This is a genomic window from Candidatus Caldatribacterium sp. (assembly GCA_014359405.1).
Classification (GTDB): Bacteria; Atribacterota; Atribacteria; order Atribacterales; family Caldatribacteriaceae; genus Caldatribacterium; species Caldatribacterium oleiphilum.
The window spans coordinates 1-15,763 of sequence record JACIZN010000037.1; the positions used below are offsets into that span (position 1 = coordinate 1).

Consider the following 15,763-nt stretch of genomic DNA (forward strand, 5'->3'; position numbering starts at 1 on the left):
GAGACCCCTGGCCTTGTAGAAATCCACAAGGGGTTTGGTCTGCTCCTCGTACACCGCAAGACGTTTCCGGATAACCTCAGGGGTATCGTCCGGCCGCTGGACAAGCCTTCCCCCGCAGCGGTCGCACACCCCATCGTTGCGAGGAGGGCTCGAGATGAGATTGTACGGAGTCTGGCAGTTCTCGCACACCCTCCGGGCCGAGAGACGCCGCACGAGCTCTTCAGGGGGTATGTCAAAGTAGAGCACCGCATCGATGGAAACCCCGAGAGCTTTCAATATCTCCTCGAGAGCCTCGGCTTGCTTCAAGTTCCTCGGAAATCCATCAAGGATGAACCCATTGCGCACGTCATCCCGGGAAAGTCTTTCCTTCACAACCCCTATGACAACCTCATCAGGAACAAGCTGTCCCTCTCGAACAAAGGGCTCGGCTTTCTTTCCCCACTCCGTGCCCTCCTTAATGGCAAGACGGATGATGTCTCCTGTGGCAAGTTGAGGAATACCGAACTCCCCTTCAATTTTCTTTGCCTGTGTCCCTTTACCAGCCCCTGGAGGTCCAAGGAGAATAATGCGCATCTTTTTTCCTCCTCACTTTCGAAGGAATCCTTCGTAATGCCTCATGAATAGCTGTGCCTCAAGTTGAGTCACCGTTTCAATGGCCACACCCACCATGATGAGAATCGCCGTACCACCGAAGTAAAAAGTGGTAACCTTCGTAAGGTCCACAAGGATGTTAGGAATTATGGCGATGAAGGCAAGAGCAAGCGATCCCCAGAGGGTAATACGGGTGAGGCAACGGTCAATGTACTCGACGGTCGGCCTTCCCGGACGTATACCCGGGATGAAACCTCCGTACTTTTTCATGTTCTCCGCAAGTTCCACGGGATTAAAGGTAACGGCGGTGTAGAAGTAGGTGAAGAAAATGATGAGTGCTGCGTACAAGGAGAGATAGAGTGCCGAATTGGGAGAGAGAGCGTTAGCGATGCCTTTCATGAACCCTGAACCCTCGAAAAATTGTGCCAACGTTGCAGGGAAGAGAAGGACAGAGGAGGCAAAAATGATTGGGATAACCCCTCCCTGAATGACTCGGATAGGAATATGCGTGCTCTGTCCACCGTACACGCGCCGCCCCACGACGCGCTTAGCATACTGGACGGGAATCTTCCGCTGAGCCTCCTGGAACTCCACAACAAAGGCCACAATGAGTACAGCAACAACAAGAGCAATCCCAAAGAAGAACGGGTTCACCTCTCCAACCCGGATGAGGGAAAAAGTCCGGAAGAATTGAGGGAGAAGGCGAGCCACGATGCCGGCAAAAATGATGAGGGATATACCATTCCCGATTCCAAAGTCGGAGATGAGCTCTCCAAGCCACATGAGGAGCATGCTCCCGGCAGTGAGGGTGATGATAACGGTGAGGCGGTATGCCCATCCTGTGGCCAGGACAACGCCGAGGTTCTCCATCCACACAGTGATGCCAAAACCCTGAACGAAGGCAAGGAGAATTGCTCCCCAACGGGTGTACTGAGCGATTTTGTCCCGTCCTTCCTCGCCACTTCTTGCCAGTTCTTCAAGCTGAGGAATAACAGATGTCAAAAGCTGCATGATAATGGAAGCGTTAATGTAGGGCATAACGCCCAGGGCAAGGATTGAAAAATTGCTCAGAGCGCCTCCTGCGAACATGTCGAGGAACCCGAGCACCCCACCCCGCGCAAAAACGTTTGCTAAGGCTTTGGGGTCAATTCCTGGAACAGGGATGTGTGCACCAATGCGGAACACGACAAGCATGAGGAGAGTAAAGATAACGCGCCGCTTGAGGTCCGGAATCTTAAAGAGCTTGACCAGGGACTCCCACATGCTACAGCACCTCGGCCTTTCCGCCTCTTTCCTCGATTAAAGCTCGAGCCCGGGCCGAGAACGCGTGAGCCCGCACCACAAGACGCCGCTCAAGGCTACCCTTGGCCAAAATCTTCACTTTCGACCGCGTTCCTTCCACAATACCTGCCTCTCGCAAAAGCTTAGGAGTGACCTCTGTCCCGTCTTCGAAGCAGTTCAAGACACTCACGTTGACGATTTCCCAATCCTCAGCACAGGGGTTATGAAAGCCTCTCTTGGGAACCCTCCGCACAAGGGGCATTTGTCCACCCTCGAAACGAGGATGGATTTGACCACCCGAGCGAGCTTTCTGGCCCTTTGTTCCCCGGCCACAGGTCTTGCCATGACCTGAGCCTATCCCTCTTCCGACTCGCTTGCGACGATGAAAAGAGCCCTTTGCAGGCCGCAACTCGTTCACCTTCATGCCTCTTTCCCCCTATATTTCCTCAACTTTCAACAGGTAGTTCACCTTAGCAATCATTCCCCGAATGGACGGAGAATCTTCCTTCACAATGGTCTCGTAGAGCTTCTTAAAGCCCAGCGCACGAACGGTGCGCTTGTGGGACTCAGGATGTCCAATGGGACTTCGTGCCAAGGTAATCCGCAGCATCTTCCCAGGCACGTCACTTCCCTCCCTTCTGGGGCTCGAAAAGCTCTGCGATTGTTTTCCCCCGCAGAAGCGCCACTTCCCGTGGATCCCGGAGGCTTTGCAGTCCTCGCATAGTCGCCAGAGCAAGATTAATAGGGTTATTGTTCCCTAAGGACTTCGTGAGGATGTCCTTAACCCCTGCCACTTCCATAATCGCCCGGACAGTACCACCCGCAATGACCCCTGTTCCCGGTGCTGCAGGCTTCAGGACGACAGTACTTGCTCCGAACTCACCTCGTACTTCATGAACGATGGTCGTCCCCCGCATAGGGAATCGAATGAGAGACCTTTTGGCTCTCTCCACGGCTTTCCGCACTGCATCGGGGACTTCCTTCGCCTTGCCAAGGCCTATACCGACGACACCATCTCCATTCCCCACAGCCACAAGGGCCCGGAATCTAAAACGCTTTCCTCCCTTGACAACCTTGCTGACTCTGGTGACAGCAATGAGCCGTTCCTGAAGCTCCATTCCCTCTGGGTTGATTCTCCCCATAGTGCTTCGACCCTCCACCTAAAAGATTAACCCTGCCTCACGCGCTCCCTCAGCGAGAGCCTTGACTCGTCCGTGGTACTTGTACCCACCGCGATCGAAAACGACCTTCGTGATACCCTTCTCCAAGGCCTTTTGCGCAAGGAGACGCCCAACAGCTCGAGCAATCTCCGTTTTGGTCCCCTTGAGACCTCGAATCTCGGGTGATAGAGAGGATGCGGCAACCAGGGTTCTTCCCTCATCGTCATTGATGATCTGGGCGTAGATGTGCTTCAGACTCCGAAAGACCGAAAGTCGAGGGCGCTCGAGAGTCCCCCGCACCCTTTTGCGAACCCTTAGGTGCCGGCGAATTCGGCGCTCCCATTTTCCTCGCTTTTCGCTGATAATCATTGCCCAAACACTCCCCCTTACCTTACTATTTCGCCGCTGCCTTACCCTGCTTTCTCCGGACAACTTCGTCAACGTACTTGATGCCTGTACCCTTGTAGGGCTCAACCTTTCGTATCTTGCGGATATCTGCCGCTACCTGGCCAACTTTTTCTTTATCAATGCCCTTAACCCGGATGACCTGTCCCTCTACCTCAAAGGAAATGCCCTCAGGAGGGTCAATTTCCACAGGGTGCGTAAAGCCAACGTTCAGAACAAGAGTCTCCCCTCGTTTCTGGGCGCGGTATCCCAAACCATTGATCTCGAGGGCCTTTTCAAAACCCTTCGTGACGCCTTCAACCATGTTGAAGAGAAGGCTCCTTGTGAGACCATGCAGAGACTTGTCAAGCTTCGTATCTCCAGGACGCACTACCCGCAAGAGGTTGCCTTCTCTCTCGATTCGCATGCGAGGGTGGAAAGTTCGGGTCAAGGTTCCTTTTGGACCCTTTACGGTGACCGTCGTCCCTTCTATGGTTACCTCTACTCCTTGCGGAATCTCAATAGGTTTTCGCCCAATCCGCGACATAACCATCCTCCTCCACTACCATATGAAACAGAGTACTTCCCCGCCTATGCCGAGTTTTCGTGCTTCTTTGCCGGTCATAACCCCCCGCGAGGTAGAAACGATAACCGTCCCAAGACCTCCAAAGAGGATGGGAATCTCGTCTTTTCCCGCATATATCCGGAGCCCAGGTTTACTAATACGCCGAAGACCATTGATGACCCGCTCACGACGGGGACCGTACTTGAGCTCGATGAGAAGGTCTCTTTTGTTTCCTTCCTTAGCGATAACCCTGTAGTCCTTAATGTATCCTTCCTCCCGCATAATGCGGGCAATTTCGATTTTCAAGCGAGAGGCAGGGACCGTAACCGTCGGATGCCCAGCCCTGGAGGCGTTGCGAATCCGCGTCAGCATATCGGCGATAGGATCAGTGTGCGCCATTTCCTCTCCCTTCCTCTCTACCAGCTCGACTTGGTAATACCAGGGATTTCACCGCGGCTTGCCAGGGTCCGGAAGCAAATCCGGCACATCCCGAAGTCCCGAAGATACCCCCGGGGCCGCCCACACAGGGAACAGCGGTTTCGGTAACGGACCTTAAATTTCTGGGGCTTTTTGTTCTTTTCAATCTTTGCTTTACGCGCCATCCTGGTCCTCCTTTACCTGCGGAAAGGCAAGCCCAAACCTTCAAGGAGGGCTTTTGCCTCCTGGTCGGTTTTTGCGGTAGTTACAAAGGTGATGTTCATACCCCGCACTCGCTCAACACGGTCGTAGCTGATTTCCGGAAAAATGAGCTGCTCCTCGATACCAATGGTGCAGTTTCCCCGCCCATCAAAGCAACTATCGGGAAAACCGCGGAAATCACGGATACGGGCAATGGCAATGTTCAAGAAGCGGTCGAGAAACTCGTACATCCGATCCTTGCGAAGCGTCACCTTGCATCCGATGGGCATTCCTTTACGAAGTTTGAAATTCGAGATAGACTTTTTTGCCCGAGTCACAAGGGGCTTCTGGCCCGTGATGAGGGCAAGTTCCTCAACGGCAAGGTCAAGGTAACGAGGGTTCTGTGTGGCATCCCCCACACCCATATTGATAACGATCTTTTCAAGCCTTGGGACCTGCATGATGTTCTTGTAACCGAATTCCTTCAGGAGCTTCGGAACAACTTCCTTGTAGTACTTCTCTTTGGTAATGGACACTGCCTAAGCCCCCCTATTCTCACACCTTATCGATAATCTCACCGCATTTCTTGCAAACTCGAACTCGAAAACGGGAATCGGGCATTTTGACCCTCTTGATGCGCGTCTTCTGTCCACACCGACTGCACACGAGGCGCAGATTAGAAATCCGAATAGGGTTTTCTCGCTCTATAATGCCTCCCTGAGGATTGTCCTGGGTCGGACGGGTGTGCTTCTTGACCATGTTCACCCCTTCAACGATGGCCTTCCCATCTTTGGGGAAAACGGCCAGAACCTTCCCACGCTTACCCCTGTCCTTCCCGTGGACAACCTCAACAAGGTCCCCCTTCTTTATGGGGACTTTCACTCTCTGTACTTTCAGTTCCATAACCATCACTCCCTACACGACTTCCGGAGCCAGGGACACAATGCGCATGAAATTCTTCTCCCTGAGCTCGCGACCTACCGGACCAAAAACCCGGGTTCCCCGCGGAACATCCTGGTTGGTAACCAGAACGGCTGCGTTATCGTCAAAACGAACGTATGTTCCATCGGGACGACGAACAGCCCGACGCGTACGGACGACAACAGCCCGAACAACTTCACCCTTTTTGACGTTCGAGTGAGGCTCGGCTTCTTTCACCGAGGCGATGATAACGTCACCGATACTTGCGTAACGTCGATTCGACCCACCCAGAACTCGAATGCACATGATGCGCTTTGCTCCGGTATTGTCCGCAACCTCAAGCATGGTTCTCGGCTGAATCAATTTCCTCTCCTCCCTTGACCTTTGCTTTCTCAAGCAAAGCGACCACTATCCACCGCTTGGTTTTACTCAAGGGCCGAGTCTCTTCGATGAGGACTTTATCACCCACTGAACACATGTTGTGCTCGTCATGTGCCTTGAATTTAACGCTTCGCCGAATCTTTTTCTTGTAGAGCGGGTGTTCGGTAATACGTTCTACTCGCACAACGACAGTTTTATCCATGGCATCACTGACCACTTCGCCCACGAATCTCTTCCGCATCCCCATATTCAACGGCCCTCCTGCCGCCTGGCAGCAAGCTCTCGTTCTCGAAGAATGGTCTTAATACGAGCAATATCCCTTTTCACAGCCTGAATTCTCTTGGGGTTTGCAAGTTGCCCCGTTATCGCCTGGAAACGCAAGTTAAAAAGCTCCATACGGAGGTCCTTGAGCTTTTGATTGAGCTCTTCGTTTGTAAAATTCCGCAGCTCCGAAGCCTTCACCGCCATCACCTCTACTCAACCCTTCTCTCGATAATCCGCGTTTTTATCGGAAGCTTGTGAGAGGCGATGCGAAGAGCCTCGTACGCTGTCTCCTTATCCACGCCTCCCACCTCAAAGAGGACTCTCCCCGGGCGAACCACCGCAACCCATCCTTCCACCGGTCCTTTGCCTTTCCCCATTCGGGATTCTGCCGGCTTTTTGGTATATGGCTTATCCGGGAAGATACGAATCCAGATACGACCTTTCTTGATGTGTCGCGAGATGGCAACACGAGCCGCCTCAATCTGGGGATTGGTAATCCAGGCAGGTTCCAGCGCCTGCAAACCGAAATCTCCAAAATCAACCTCGCAACCCCGGTACGCAGTACCTTTGAGTCTTCCACGCTGCTGCTTTCGGTATTTAACTCTCTTGGGCATCAACATAGTCTTCGAGCTCCTCCTCGTACTGTTCCTCCTGAGGAAGAGTAATTTCCTCCTCGAGGATTTCTCCTGGCGATATGACCTCGCCCTTGAAAATCCAGACCTTGACACCGATTTTGCCATACGTTGTAAGCGCCTCAGCAAAGCCGTAGTCAATATCTGCCCGAAGCGTCTGGAGAGGTAGACGACCTTCTCTATACCACTCCTCCCGGGCGATTTCTGCTCCCGCGAGACGACCCGCACAGGCAACTTTAATACCCTTGGCACCCATCTTCAAGGCCCGAGCGATGGCTTGCTTCATCGCCCTGCGGTACGATACCCGTCGCTCTATTTGGGCTGCGATATTCTCCGCCACAAGCTGGGCGTCGATTTCGGGAACAGGAACCTCCTCAACGGAAATCTGGATGTTTGGATTCCCGGTGAGTTGCTGGAGTTCCTGCCGAAGTTTTTCGACCTCGCTCCCCTTTCGTCCAATGACGATTCCAGGGCGAGCCGTCTTGATGATCACCTTAATCTGGTTAGCAAGGCGCTCTATCTCAACCTTTGAGATACCCGAACGGTAAAAGCGCTCTTTAACGTACCGACGGATTTTTATATCTTCCAGAAGGTAATTCGTGTACTTACCTTTCTCCGCATACCACCGAGATTGCCAGGTGGTTACAATGCCTAAGCGAAGCCCAATAGGATTAACCTTCTGCCCCAACTACCTTCCCTCCTCCGCTTCAGATACCACAATGGTAATATGGGAAGTGCGCTTACGAATGAGGTACGCTCTGCCGAAAGCCCGTGGATGGACCCTCTTCCAGGTTGGTCCCTGATCGACGTATGCTTTCGAGACCACCAGATTTTCAACGTCCATGTTCCAGTTGTTCTCGGCATTGGCAATAGCCGACTTCAAAACCTTGTACACCAAACGAGCCGCTTTTTTGGGAATAAAGCGCAAAAGGACCAACGCCTCCTGGGCTTTCTTTCCACGGATGAGGTTCACCACCTGGCGGGCCTTCCGTGGCGAAATACGGACATATCTTGCCGTTGCTCTCGCCTCCATCTCCCTCACCTCTTACTTCAGCGCCGTTGAGCGCTCCGTAGGAGCACTGTGACCCTTAAAGGTCCGCGTTGGAGCAAACTCCCCGAGACGATGTCCCACCATCTGCTCGGTGATGTACACGGGGATATGTCTTCTCCCGTTGTACACCGCGATGGTGTGGCCGACCATTTCAGGAATGATAACACTGGCCCGTGCCCACGTTTTGATAACTCTCTTCTCTCCCCGTTTATTCAGCTCTTCGATTTTCTTCCTGAGTTTTGGGTCTACGTAAGGACCTTTCTTTGAGGACCTACCCAAAGGACACAGCCTCCTCCCGTTTTACTTTCTCCTCTTGATAATCCACTTATCGGTCTGCTTGTTCCGCCGGGTCTTGTATCCCTTCGTCAAAAGACCCCATGGGCTCACCGGGTGTCTCCCACCATGAGCTCGTCCTTCACCACCACCGTGAGGATGGTCAATGGGGTTCATCGCTACGCCACGAACGGTAGGACGAATGCCAAGCCATCGACTCCTGCCAGCTTTCCCAATGGTGATGTTCTCATGTTCCACGTTACCCACTTGTCCAATGGTGGCCATACAGTCAAGATGCACGAGACGAATCTCTCCCGATGGGAGACGGACATGAGCGTAATCTCCTTCTTTGGCCAAAAGCTGAGCGTAACTCCCTGCAGAGCGAACGAGCTGCCCTCCCTTTCCTTTCCTGAGCTCGATGTTGTGGATGAGTGTTCCCACAGGAATGTTTCGCAGAGGAAGGGCATTCCCCGGTCGGATATCTGCGTCAGGACCGCTTATCAAAACATCGCCCACTGAAACCCCTAAGGGAGCAATGATGTACCTCTTTTCTCCATCCGCGTACTTCAAAAGAGCAATACGGGCTGAACGGTTCGGATCGTACTCAATACGTTCCACCACCGCGGGAATGCCAAACTTATCCCGCTTAAAGTCGATAATTCGGTACTTTCGCTTATGCCCACCCCCACGGTGACGAACCGCAATACGGCCCTGGTTGTCCCGGCCAGCCTTACTCTTTAAGGGCTCAAGAAGTGACCGCTCTGGTCCCTCTTTGCTTATTTCTTCAAAGGTATACCCCGTCATGTGGCGCCGGCTTGGGGTTACCGGTCTGTACTCTTTGATACCCATACTCTCAACCTCTCTTCACGTGATATCAAAAGCCTTGATGCGTTCGCCAGGTTTCACAAAGACAATTGCCTTTTTCCAGGACGATGTCCGACCCTCAAACCGTCCCAGGCGCTTTTTCTTTCCCTTAACGTTGATGGTATGCACCTTAAGAACGGTAACGCCAAACATCTCCTCGATAGCCTTCTTAATTTCGGGCTTCGTTGCTCTGGGATCCACCCGAAAAACGTACTTATTCTCCTTCTGCAGCTGGAACGACTTCTCGGTCATAATGGGGTGAATGATGATGCTTCGTTCATCTTTCATACCCGCACACCTCCAAAAGGGAAAAGAACGCCTCCTTTTCGGCCACAACCCAGTCGGTATTCACGATAAGGTAGGCGGTGATTTCGTTGACCGGCTTCACCGTGACATCAGGGAGGTTATTGAACGCCCTTGCCACTAAGGCATCTGCCGACTGGAGAATGATGAGCACCTTCCCCCGAATCTGCAAGGCCTCAAGGAATCGCATGCCTTCCTTGGTCTTCGGAGCCGGAAGAGCAACCTTATCCACAAGAATGAGAGACGATTCTCGGAGTTTATCCCGTAATGCAAGGAAAAGCGCCTTACGCCGCTCCTTTTTGGATAGCGCATGGTAGTAAGACCGAGGCCTTGGACCAAAGACAACACCTCCATGACGCCAAATAGGTGACCGGATGCTTCCATGTCGCGCTCTCCCGGTCCCCTTCTGAGGCCACGGCTTTCGCCCTCCTCCTCGTACCTCACCCCGGGTCTTCGTTTTCGCCGTTCCCAGTCTCTGATTATCAAGAAAGGTTTTCACCGAAAGGTAGAGGAGGTGGGGGTTGTCCTCCATGCCTTCAAGCCACTCGTCATCGAGCGAAACTGTTTCAACAACTTGACCGGTCCGATCTTTCACCTCGAGTTCCATTTTCTTCTCCCCCTATGATGCCCTTTTGAAGACGAGAATCTTTCCTCCTGCTGGCCCTGGAACAGCACCACGCACAAGAAGGAGATTCCTCTCTGGGTATACTCCAACGACTTCAAGGTTCCTTACCGTAACCGTATCCTTCCCCATTCTCCCCGGTAAGCCCTTTCCTTTGAAAACCTTTTCAGGGTCTGTTGCACCAATGGATCCTGGCTCCCGGTAGAACATGGAGCCGTGAGATTTTGGTCCTCCGCCGTATCCAAATCGCCGAACGACCCCCTGGAAGCCCTTTCCTTTGGAGACTCCTTTGACATCCACTCGATCACCAACACTGAAGCCACTGACATCGAGAACCTGACCCACCTCGTACTTTTCATGGTCTTTGAAGTGGAACTCTGCAAGGAACCGCAAAGGTGGAACCTGGGCCTTCTTAAAATGGCCAAGAAGGGGTTTGTTGAGTTTTTTCTCCTTCACTTCCTTGTACCCAAGCTGCAACGCTTTGTACCCATCGCGATCGATGTCCTTTTTCTGAACGACGTAGCAGGGACCGCACTGGAGCACAGTCACCGGAACCACAAGACCATCGGGAGTAAAGATACGGGTCATTCCAATTTTCTCGCCGATGAGACCATACGCGACAACAGCTTTCATTGCTTCTCTCCTCCAGATTCTCCTCAGAGCTTAATCTCTATATCGACACCTGCCGGCAAATCAAGGTGCATGAGTGCATCCACCGTCTTGGGATTTGGGTCAATGATGTCGATGAGCCGCTTGTGGGTCCGCATCTCAAATTGTTCCCGAGACTTCTTGTCGATGTGAGGAGAACGAAGTACCGTGTACTTGGTGATCTCGGTAGGCAGAGGAACAGGGCCGGCCACAGTGGCCCCGGTCCTCTCCACTGCCTGGACAATCTTTATGGCTGATTGATCAAGGAGCTTGTGATCGTACGCCTTGAGCTTAATCCGAATTCTCTGCGCCACGTTATACGCCTCCTCAGGGCCTACTCGATGATCTCCGTGACCACTCCAGCACCAACAGTTCTTCCTCCCTCACGGATGGCAAAGCGCAAGCCCTTCTCCATGGCCACAGGGTAGATGAGCTTCGCCTCGATGTTGGCGTTGTCCCCAGGCATAACCATCTCCACACCCTGAGGGAGTTTGATCTCTCCGGTGACATCGGTGGTTCGGAAGTAGAACTGGGGACGGTACCCACTGAAGAAGGGAGTGTGCCGGCCACCCTCCTCTTTCGTGAGGACGTAGACCTCAGCCTTGAAGTGGGTGTGAGGGGTGATGGTCCCTGGAGCAGCAAGGACCTGGCCTCGCTCCACCTCTTTCTTCTCAATGCCCCGGAGGAGCACGCCGATGTTGTCCCCTGCCTGGGCCTCATCGAGGACCTTGCGGAACATCTCGATGCCTGTGACCACGGTCTTTTTGATCTCATGGGAGAGACCGACGATTTCCACCGGGTCACCGAGCTTCAGGGTTCCCCGCTCCACCCTTCCGGTGACCACCGTACCTCGTCCGGTGATGGAGAAGACATCCTCAATAGGCATGAGGAAGGGCTTGTCGAGTTCCCGCACCGGGAGGGGGAAGTAGTTGTCCATGGCATCGAGGAGGTTCCAGATGCCCCCGCACCACTGGCACTCCCTCTTCCCACAGCCACACTCCAAAGCCTTGAGGGCACTCCCTGTGATGACCGGGACCTCATCCCCTGGGAACTCGTAGCGGTTGAGGAGGTCTCGGACTTCCATCTCCACGAGCTCGATGAGCTCAGGGTCATCCACCATGTCGACCTTGTTGAGGAAGACGATGATGTACGGGACACCGACCTGGCGGGAGAGGAGAATGTGCTCCCGGGTCTGGGGCATGGGTCCATCAGCGGCAGAGACCACAAGGACGGCACCGTCCATCTGGGCAGCACCGGTGATCATGTTCTTCACGTAGTCGGCGTGTCCTGGGCAGTCGATGTGGGCGTAGTGCCGTTTCTCCGTCTCGTACTCCACATGGGCAATGGCGATGGTGATACCTCGCTCCCGCTCTTCAGGGGCCTTGTCGATCTGCTCGAAGGGAGTGAACTTGGCAAGGTTGTACTTGGAGAGAACGAGGGTCATGGCTGCAGTGAGGGTGGTCTTTCCATGGTCCACATGCCCAATGGTTCCAACATTGATATGGGGTTTTTTCCTCTCAAATTTCTGCTTGGCCATAGGGTATCCTCCTTGTGCCAATCTCTCTCAAAAAAGAAAAGTGGAGCCTACGACCGGGATCGAACCGGTGACCTCACCCTTACCAAGGGTGCGCTCTACCACTGAGCTACGCAGGCTTTGTATACACTGGTGGGGAGGGTAGGATTCGAACCTACGTAGGCTATTCAGCCGACGGATCTACAGTCCGCTCCTTTTGGCCACTCAGGCACCTCCCCACACTGGAGCCGGTGATCCGACTCGAACGGACGACCTGCTGATTACAAGTCAGCTGCTCTACCAGCTGAGCTACACCGGCAAGTGCCCTTCGTGCGAGCATTAATATACTCAAAGCCTTCGGGAATGTCAAGGAATAGGAAAAAATTGTTTTAAAAAAGAGCCATGACAAGAGGCAAAGAGGCGCTGCTCCTACGGAGGGCTCTTGATGGAGGAATAGAGCTTGTGGTATATTGGGTATTGCCTGTGGGTCCATAGCTCAGCGGTAGAGCAGCCGGCTCATAACCGGTCGGTCCCTGGTTCGAATCCGGGTGGACCCACCATTCTTTTATTTACGTACGGAGGAGCGATGGAGCCACTACGAAAAGTCGTTGAGTTCTTCGAAGAGCTCTTTCCTCCTTCTTTTGCACTTCCTGAAGATCGCATCGGACTGCAGGTTCAAGCAAAAGGTACAGTCGATAAAATTCTCGTTGCTTTAGAACTCAATCACGAAGTCTTCCAAAAAGCGGTGAACTGGACCTGTGATTTCCTGTACCTCCATCATTCTCCCCTCTGGGAACCGTTACGGAAGCTTTCCTGTGAAGATCCCCTTTTTAGAATGCTCGGGGAGCTGTACACTCGCGGCATATCGGTTCTCGTGCATCACACGAATCTTGACATCGCTCCCCAGGGTATTGGGGATCAATGGTTGAAACTCCTTGATCTTAGAGGGGATACAAAACCCCTTCTCCCAGCGACACATCTCAAGAAGTACAAAGTGGTGACCTTCGTTCCCCCGACCCATCTCGACGCGGTTCTCGAGGCCCTCTTCCAAGAGGGAGCAGGAGTTATAGGAAGCTACAGGAACTGCGCTTTTTTGGTCTCCGGAACAGGTACCTTCCTCCCTGAGGAGGACACGCACCCTTTCATTGGAACCTCTGGGAAACAGGAAAAGGTTGAGGAAATTCGGGTTGAGGTTGAAGTACCCTCTGCAAAACTCAACAGAGTCCTTGAAGCCCTCGTAGAAGTTCATCCTTACGAACAGCCTGCAATCGATGTCTATCCTCTCGTCTTACCCTCTAAATCCCTGGGTCTTGGAAGAGTCGTGTCACTTTCCGCACCCCTTTCAGGAGAAGAGATAAGGGAAAGACTCTCCCGCCTTTCTGTTCCCTTTGAGTTCACTGGGGGAGATGGGACTTTTGGGAAGATTGCGCTTTGTCCCGGGAGTGGAAGAACGCTCCTTCCAAAGGTCATCGAAGAACGAGCTGATCTCTTCGTAACTGGGGACCTCACCCACCACGATATCGAGGCACTCCGTCTCTTTGGGATAGCCTATCTCCACATCCCCCATGGTATAAGTGAGCGAAGAGCGCTTCGCGAAGTTGCGCTTTTCGTGAGAAAGAAAGCACAAGAAAGAGGGCTCAACGTCAATATTGCCTTCGAAGAGGAGGTACCATGAGCAACGTTCTCGAGGACCTTCAGAAAATCCAGGCAATCGATAACCGGAGAGATGCGCTGGAGCAGAAGATCTTGAGAAAAACAAAGGAAAAAAATCTACTTGAGGAGGAAAGAAAACATTTGGAAGAGGATCTACAAAGGCTCGAGCAAGATCTTGAAAGGGCTCGCCTTGCCCTTGCCAGGAAAGAACTCGAGTTGAAGGAAGTCGAAGAGAAATGGAAGGCAACAAAAGACAAGCTCTACAGTGGGGAAATCACTTCCTCTAAAGAGCTTGCCCAGTGGGAGAAAAGTATGAAAAAGCTCGAAGAGACAAAGGACCACCTCGAGAACGAAATTCTCTCCGAAATGGAGAAAGTGGAAAATCTCCAAAGGGAATTTCGAAAAAAGAGTGAAGAAGTCTCTGAAAAGAGAGTTTTCCTCACGCAGCAGATAGAGGCAAAAGAGGCTGAAATTGCTGCTCTCGAGAGGGAAGTTGCCGCCTCTGAAGGAGAACGAAGAAGTATTGCCGCTTCCATTCCTTCTGAAATCCTTGCTCGTTACGAAGAACTTCGAAGGAAATTCCAAGACGCAGTAGTACCTCTTGCAGGCGAGGTATGCCAGGGATGCCATCTCTCGGTTCCCACAATCGTAGCCAAAGCAGTGCGCAAAAGGGAAGGCCTTGTGAGATGCCCGAATTGCGGACGCTTCCTCCACTGAATCTCCCCCAAGAATGTTTCGTCTTCATTGATGGAGCCTCTAAAGGAAACCCGGGGGAAAGTGCCGTAGCTTTCGTCATTTGTGATCCTGAAGGGAATATTCTCTTTGAGATGGCTTCCCGGATCGGAATTGCTACCAACAATGAGGCAGAGTACTGGGCACTTGTCCTTGCTTTGAATTTTCTGAAACAGTGGAGAGTTGAACGGCTCACCATCTTCTCTGACAGCGAACTCTTAGTCCGTCAAATCGAGGGAACCTACAAGGTACGAGCTACAAGACTTCTGCCCTTGTACTCTCTCGTGAGAGAGCGCATTCAGGAGTTCCCTTTGTGCACCATTACTTACGTCCCCCGAGAAAAGAACACAAGAGCCGATTCCCTCGCCTCAGAAATACTCACATCCCGTATTCGGTTATAATTCCTTGAGGAGGGTAGGTCGGGCAACCGCGGGAGGTTAAAGCCTCCTGAGGAAAGTCCGAGCTCCACAGAGCAGGGTACTGGGTAACACCCAGTGGGGGTAACCCCAGGAAAGTGCCACAGAAAACATACCGCCCCGAAAGGGGTAAGGGTGAAAAGGTGAGGTAAGAGCTCACCGGACGTCGGGTGACCGGCGTGCCTGGCAAACCCTACCCGGAGCAAGGCTAAATAGGAAGGGATGAGGTGGCTCGCTGACCTTCGGGTTAGCCGCTTGAGGGGTGGAGTAATCCACCCCCCAGACAGATGGTTGCCGCTCTCCGAAAGGAGAGTACAGAACTCGGCTTACAGACCTGCCCTCCTCAGGCCACTCTCCGCCGCAGAACTGAGTGAATGGTAATAGAAATAACGATAATGAGGCCGTACACGAGTTGCGTCCAGAACCCAGAAAGCCCCATGGCGATAATGCCGGCTTCGAGTATACCGATAATGATGGCCCCGATAAAGGTTCCAAAAATCGTTCCCACACCACCTTCAACCGGGGTCCCACCAAGGAAAACCGCAGCGATGGTCTTCAGAAGGTATCCCTGCCCCAGGGTGGGCCAGAAGTACAGGACCTCAAGGCTTGCCAAGACCCCCGAAAACGCAGCAAAAGCCCCCATCTGGGTGAAGACGATAATCTTCACTCTGTCCACATTGATTCCCATGACCCGAGCACTCGCCTCGTTGTCCCCTGTGTAGTAAATGTGTGCTCCGAAACGGTGACGATTGAGAACTAACCAGAGGAAAAAGGCCACTGCAACCGCCCAGAACATCTGCGCTGGAATCTTCCCCAGAACTCTCCCAACAAGGACGTAATAGAGGGGGCTCTCCTTTGTGGGCACAAGCGTCTTCCCAAGACCCTGACAGA

The 15,763-nt window shown here is 52.9% G+C and carries 28 protein-coding genes, 4 tRNA genes and 1 other RNA gene; 5 read left to right on the forward strand and 28 right to left on the reverse strand.

Annotated features, from left to right (window positions below; all coding sequences use genetic code 11):
- From H5U36_04225 to H5U36_04355, 27 genes are all read right to left on the reverse strand, one after another.
- Nucleotides 1-573 (reverse strand): adenylate kinase (locus H5U36_04225; protein MBC7217368.1); only part of this gene is annotated, 573 nt, incomplete at its 3' end.
- Nucleotides 574-585: 12 nt separating this feature from the next.
- Entirely contained in the window at nt 586-1,854 is a 1,269-nt protein-coding gene (secY, locus tag H5U36_04230; GenBank protein MBC7217369.1) for a preprotein translocase subunit SecY, read from the reverse strand.
- Between the two features lies 1 nt (nt 1,855).
- Nucleotides 1,856-2,296 carry a 50S ribosomal protein L15 gene (gene rplO / locus H5U36_04235; GenBank protein ID MBC7217370.1) on the reverse strand — a complete coding sequence of 147 codons (441 nt, stop codon included), beginning with the start codon at nt 2,294-2,296 and terminating at the stop codon, nt 1,856-1,858.
- A 12-nt stretch (nt 2,297-2,308) separates the two neighbouring features.
- On the reverse strand, nt 2,309-2,482 hold the full coding sequence (rpmD, locus tag H5U36_04240) for a 50S ribosomal protein L30 (GenBank protein ID MBC7217371.1): 174 nt from the start codon (nt 2,480-2,482) through the stop codon (nt 2,309-2,311).
- 13 nt (nt 2,483-2,495) lie between these two features.
- Nucleotides 2,496-3,014, reverse strand: a complete 519-nt coding sequence (gene rpsE, locus H5U36_04245) for a 30S ribosomal protein S5 (GenBank protein MBC7217372.1) — start codon at nt 3,012-3,014, stop codon at nt 2,496-2,498.
- An 18-nt stretch (nt 3,015-3,032) separates the two neighbouring features.
- Nucleotides 3,033-3,401, reverse strand: a complete 369-nt coding sequence (gene rplR, locus H5U36_04250) for a 50S ribosomal protein L18 (GenBank protein MBC7217373.1) — start codon at nt 3,399-3,401, stop codon at nt 3,033-3,035.
- Between the two features lie 25 nt (nt 3,402-3,426).
- Entirely contained in the window at nt 3,427-3,963 is a 537-nt protein-coding gene (gene rplF / locus H5U36_04255; GenBank protein MBC7217374.1) for a 50S ribosomal protein L6, read from the reverse strand.
- 15 nt (nt 3,964-3,978) lie between these two features.
- Nucleotides 3,979-4,380, reverse strand: coding sequence for a 30S ribosomal protein S8 (gene rpsH, locus H5U36_04260; protein ID MBC7217375.1), 402 nt, complete (start codon nt 4,378-4,380; stop codon nt 3,979-3,981).
- Between the two features lie 17 nt (nt 4,381-4,397).
- Nucleotides 4,398-4,583 (reverse strand): type Z 30S ribosomal protein S14, encoded by a 186-nt coding sequence (locus H5U36_04265; GenBank protein ID MBC7217376.1) that lies wholly within the window; start codon nt 4,581-4,583, stop codon nt 4,398-4,400.
- 12 nt (nt 4,584-4,595) lie between these two features.
- Nucleotides 4,596-5,135 (reverse strand): 50S ribosomal protein L5, encoded by a 540-nt coding sequence (gene rplE / locus H5U36_04270; GenBank protein MBC7217377.1) that lies wholly within the window; start codon nt 5,133-5,135, stop codon nt 4,596-4,598.
- A gap of 19 nt (nt 5,136-5,154) precedes the next feature.
- Entirely contained in the window at nt 5,155-5,502 is a 348-nt protein-coding gene (locus H5U36_04275; GenBank protein ID MBC7217378.1) for a 50S ribosomal protein L24, read from the reverse strand.
- 12 nt (nt 5,503-5,514) lie between these two features.
- Nucleotides 5,515-5,883 (reverse strand): 50S ribosomal protein L14, encoded by a 369-nt coding sequence (rplN, locus tag H5U36_04280; protein MBC7217379.1) that lies wholly within the window; start codon nt 5,881-5,883, stop codon nt 5,515-5,517.
- The gene (rpsQ, locus tag H5U36_04285; protein MBC7217380.1) at nt 5,858-6,148 is read right to left on the reverse strand and encodes a 30S ribosomal protein S17; all 291 of its coding nucleotides are present in this window, start codon (nt 6,146-6,148) and stop codon (nt 5,858-5,860) included. Before rpsQ ends, rplN begins: the two co-directional genes overlap by 26 nt.
- A gap of 2 nt (nt 6,149-6,150) precedes the next feature.
- A complete protein-coding gene (gene rpmC, locus H5U36_04290) occupies nt 6,151-6,363 on the reverse strand; it encodes a 50S ribosomal protein L29 (GenBank protein MBC7217381.1) in 213 nt (70 codons plus the stop codon).
- 11 nt (nt 6,364-6,374) lie between these two features.
- The gene (gene rplP / locus H5U36_04295) at nt 6,375-6,785 is read right to left on the reverse strand and encodes a 50S ribosomal protein L16 (GenBank protein MBC7217382.1); all 411 of its coding nucleotides are present in this window, start codon (nt 6,783-6,785) and stop codon (nt 6,375-6,377) included.
- Nucleotides 6,763-7,485: a 30S ribosomal protein S3 gene (rpsC, locus tag H5U36_04300; protein MBC7217383.1), complete on the reverse strand. Its 723-nt coding sequence runs from the start codon at nt 7,483-7,485 to the stop codon at nt 6,763-6,765. The genes rplP and rpsC overlap by 23 nt, the downstream gene beginning before the upstream one ends.
- Nucleotides 7,486-7,830 carry a 50S ribosomal protein L22 gene (rplV, locus tag H5U36_04305; GenBank protein MBC7217384.1) on the reverse strand — a complete coding sequence of 115 codons (345 nt, stop codon included), beginning with the start codon at nt 7,828-7,830 and terminating at the stop codon, nt 7,486-7,488.
- Nucleotides 7,831-7,842: 12 nt separating this feature from the next.
- Complete coding sequence (rpsS, locus tag H5U36_04310; GenBank protein MBC7217385.1) at nt 7,843-8,127, reverse strand: 30S ribosomal protein S19; 285 nt, start codon at nt 8,125-8,127, stop codon at nt 7,843-7,845.
- A 21-nt stretch (nt 8,128-8,148) separates the two neighbouring features.
- Nucleotides 8,149-8,970 carry a 50S ribosomal protein L2 gene (gene rplB, locus H5U36_04315; GenBank protein MBC7217386.1) on the reverse strand — a complete coding sequence of 274 codons (822 nt, stop codon included), beginning with the start codon at nt 8,968-8,970 and terminating at the stop codon, nt 8,149-8,151.
- 15 nt (nt 8,971-8,985) lie between these two features.
- On the reverse strand, nt 8,986-9,273 hold the full coding sequence (gene rplW, locus H5U36_04320; GenBank protein MBC7217387.1) for a 50S ribosomal protein L23: 288 nt from the start codon (nt 9,271-9,273) through the stop codon (nt 8,986-8,988).
- The gene (gene rplD, locus H5U36_04325) at nt 9,263-9,895 is read right to left on the reverse strand and encodes a 50S ribosomal protein L4 (GenBank protein ID MBC7217388.1); all 633 of its coding nucleotides are present in this window, start codon (nt 9,893-9,895) and stop codon (nt 9,263-9,265) included. Before rplD ends, rplW begins: the two co-directional genes overlap by 11 nt.
- 12 nt (nt 9,896-9,907) lie before the next feature.
- Nucleotides 9,908-10,543, reverse strand: coding sequence for a 50S ribosomal protein L3 (gene rplC / locus H5U36_04330; GenBank protein MBC7217389.1), 636 nt, complete (start codon nt 10,541-10,543; stop codon nt 9,908-9,910).
- Between the two features lie 23 nt (nt 10,544-10,566).
- Nucleotides 10,567-10,872: a 30S ribosomal protein S10 gene (gene rpsJ / locus H5U36_04335; GenBank protein MBC7217390.1), complete on the reverse strand. Its 306-nt coding sequence runs from the start codon at nt 10,870-10,872 to the stop codon at nt 10,567-10,569.
- A 20-nt stretch (nt 10,873-10,892) separates the two neighbouring features.
- On the reverse strand, nt 10,893-12,095 hold the full coding sequence (gene tuf / locus H5U36_04340; protein MBC7217391.1) for an elongation factor Tu: 1,203 nt from the start codon (nt 12,093-12,095) through the stop codon (nt 10,893-10,895).
- A gap of 41 nt (nt 12,096-12,136) precedes the next feature.
- Nucleotides 12,137-12,211, reverse strand: a tRNA-Thr gene (locus H5U36_04345).
- A gap of 11 nt (nt 12,212-12,222) precedes the next feature.
- Nucleotides 12,223-12,310 (reverse strand) — tRNA-Tyr (locus tag H5U36_04350).
- A 4-nt stretch (nt 12,311-12,314) separates the two neighbouring features.
- A tRNA-Thr gene (locus tag H5U36_04355) sits at nt 12,315-12,390 on the reverse strand.
- Between the two features lie 166 nt (nt 12,391-12,556).
- Between H5U36_04355 and H5U36_04360 the strand changes: the two genes are divergently transcribed.
- The 5 genes from H5U36_04360 to rnpB all read left to right on the forward strand — a co-directional run bounded on the left by H5U36_04360 (nt 12,557) and on the right by rnpB (nt 15,217).
- Nucleotides 12,557-12,631, forward strand: a tRNA-Ile gene (locus H5U36_04360).
- 26 nt (nt 12,632-12,657) lie between these two features.
- The gene (locus H5U36_04365) at nt 12,658-13,746 is read left to right on the forward strand and encodes a Nif3-like dinuclear metal center hexameric protein (GenBank protein ID MBC7217392.1); all 1,089 of its coding nucleotides are present in this window, start codon (nt 12,658-12,660) and stop codon (nt 13,744-13,746) included.
- Entirely contained in the window at nt 13,743-14,441 is a 699-nt protein-coding gene (locus H5U36_04370) for a hypothetical protein (GenBank protein ID MBC7217393.1), read from the forward strand. Before H5U36_04365 ends, H5U36_04370 begins: the two co-directional genes overlap by 4 nt.
- Nucleotides 14,411-14,857, forward strand: coding sequence for a ribonuclease HI family protein (locus tag H5U36_04375; protein MBC7217394.1), 447 nt, complete (start codon nt 14,411-14,413; stop codon nt 14,855-14,857). The genes H5U36_04370 and H5U36_04375 overlap by 31 nt, the downstream gene beginning before the upstream one ends.
- A 10-nt stretch (nt 14,858-14,867) precedes the next feature.
- An RNA gene (gene rnpB, locus H5U36_04380) (RNase P RNA component class A) lies at nt 14,868-15,217 on the forward strand.
- On the opposite strand, the gene H5U36_04385 is transcribed toward rnpB, so the two are convergent.
- On the reverse strand, nt 15,216-15,763 hold a 548-nt coding region (locus H5U36_04385), incomplete at its 5' end, for an ABC transporter permease (protein MBC7217395.1). The two genes, rnpB and H5U36_04385, sit on opposite strands and share 2 nt — an antisense overlap.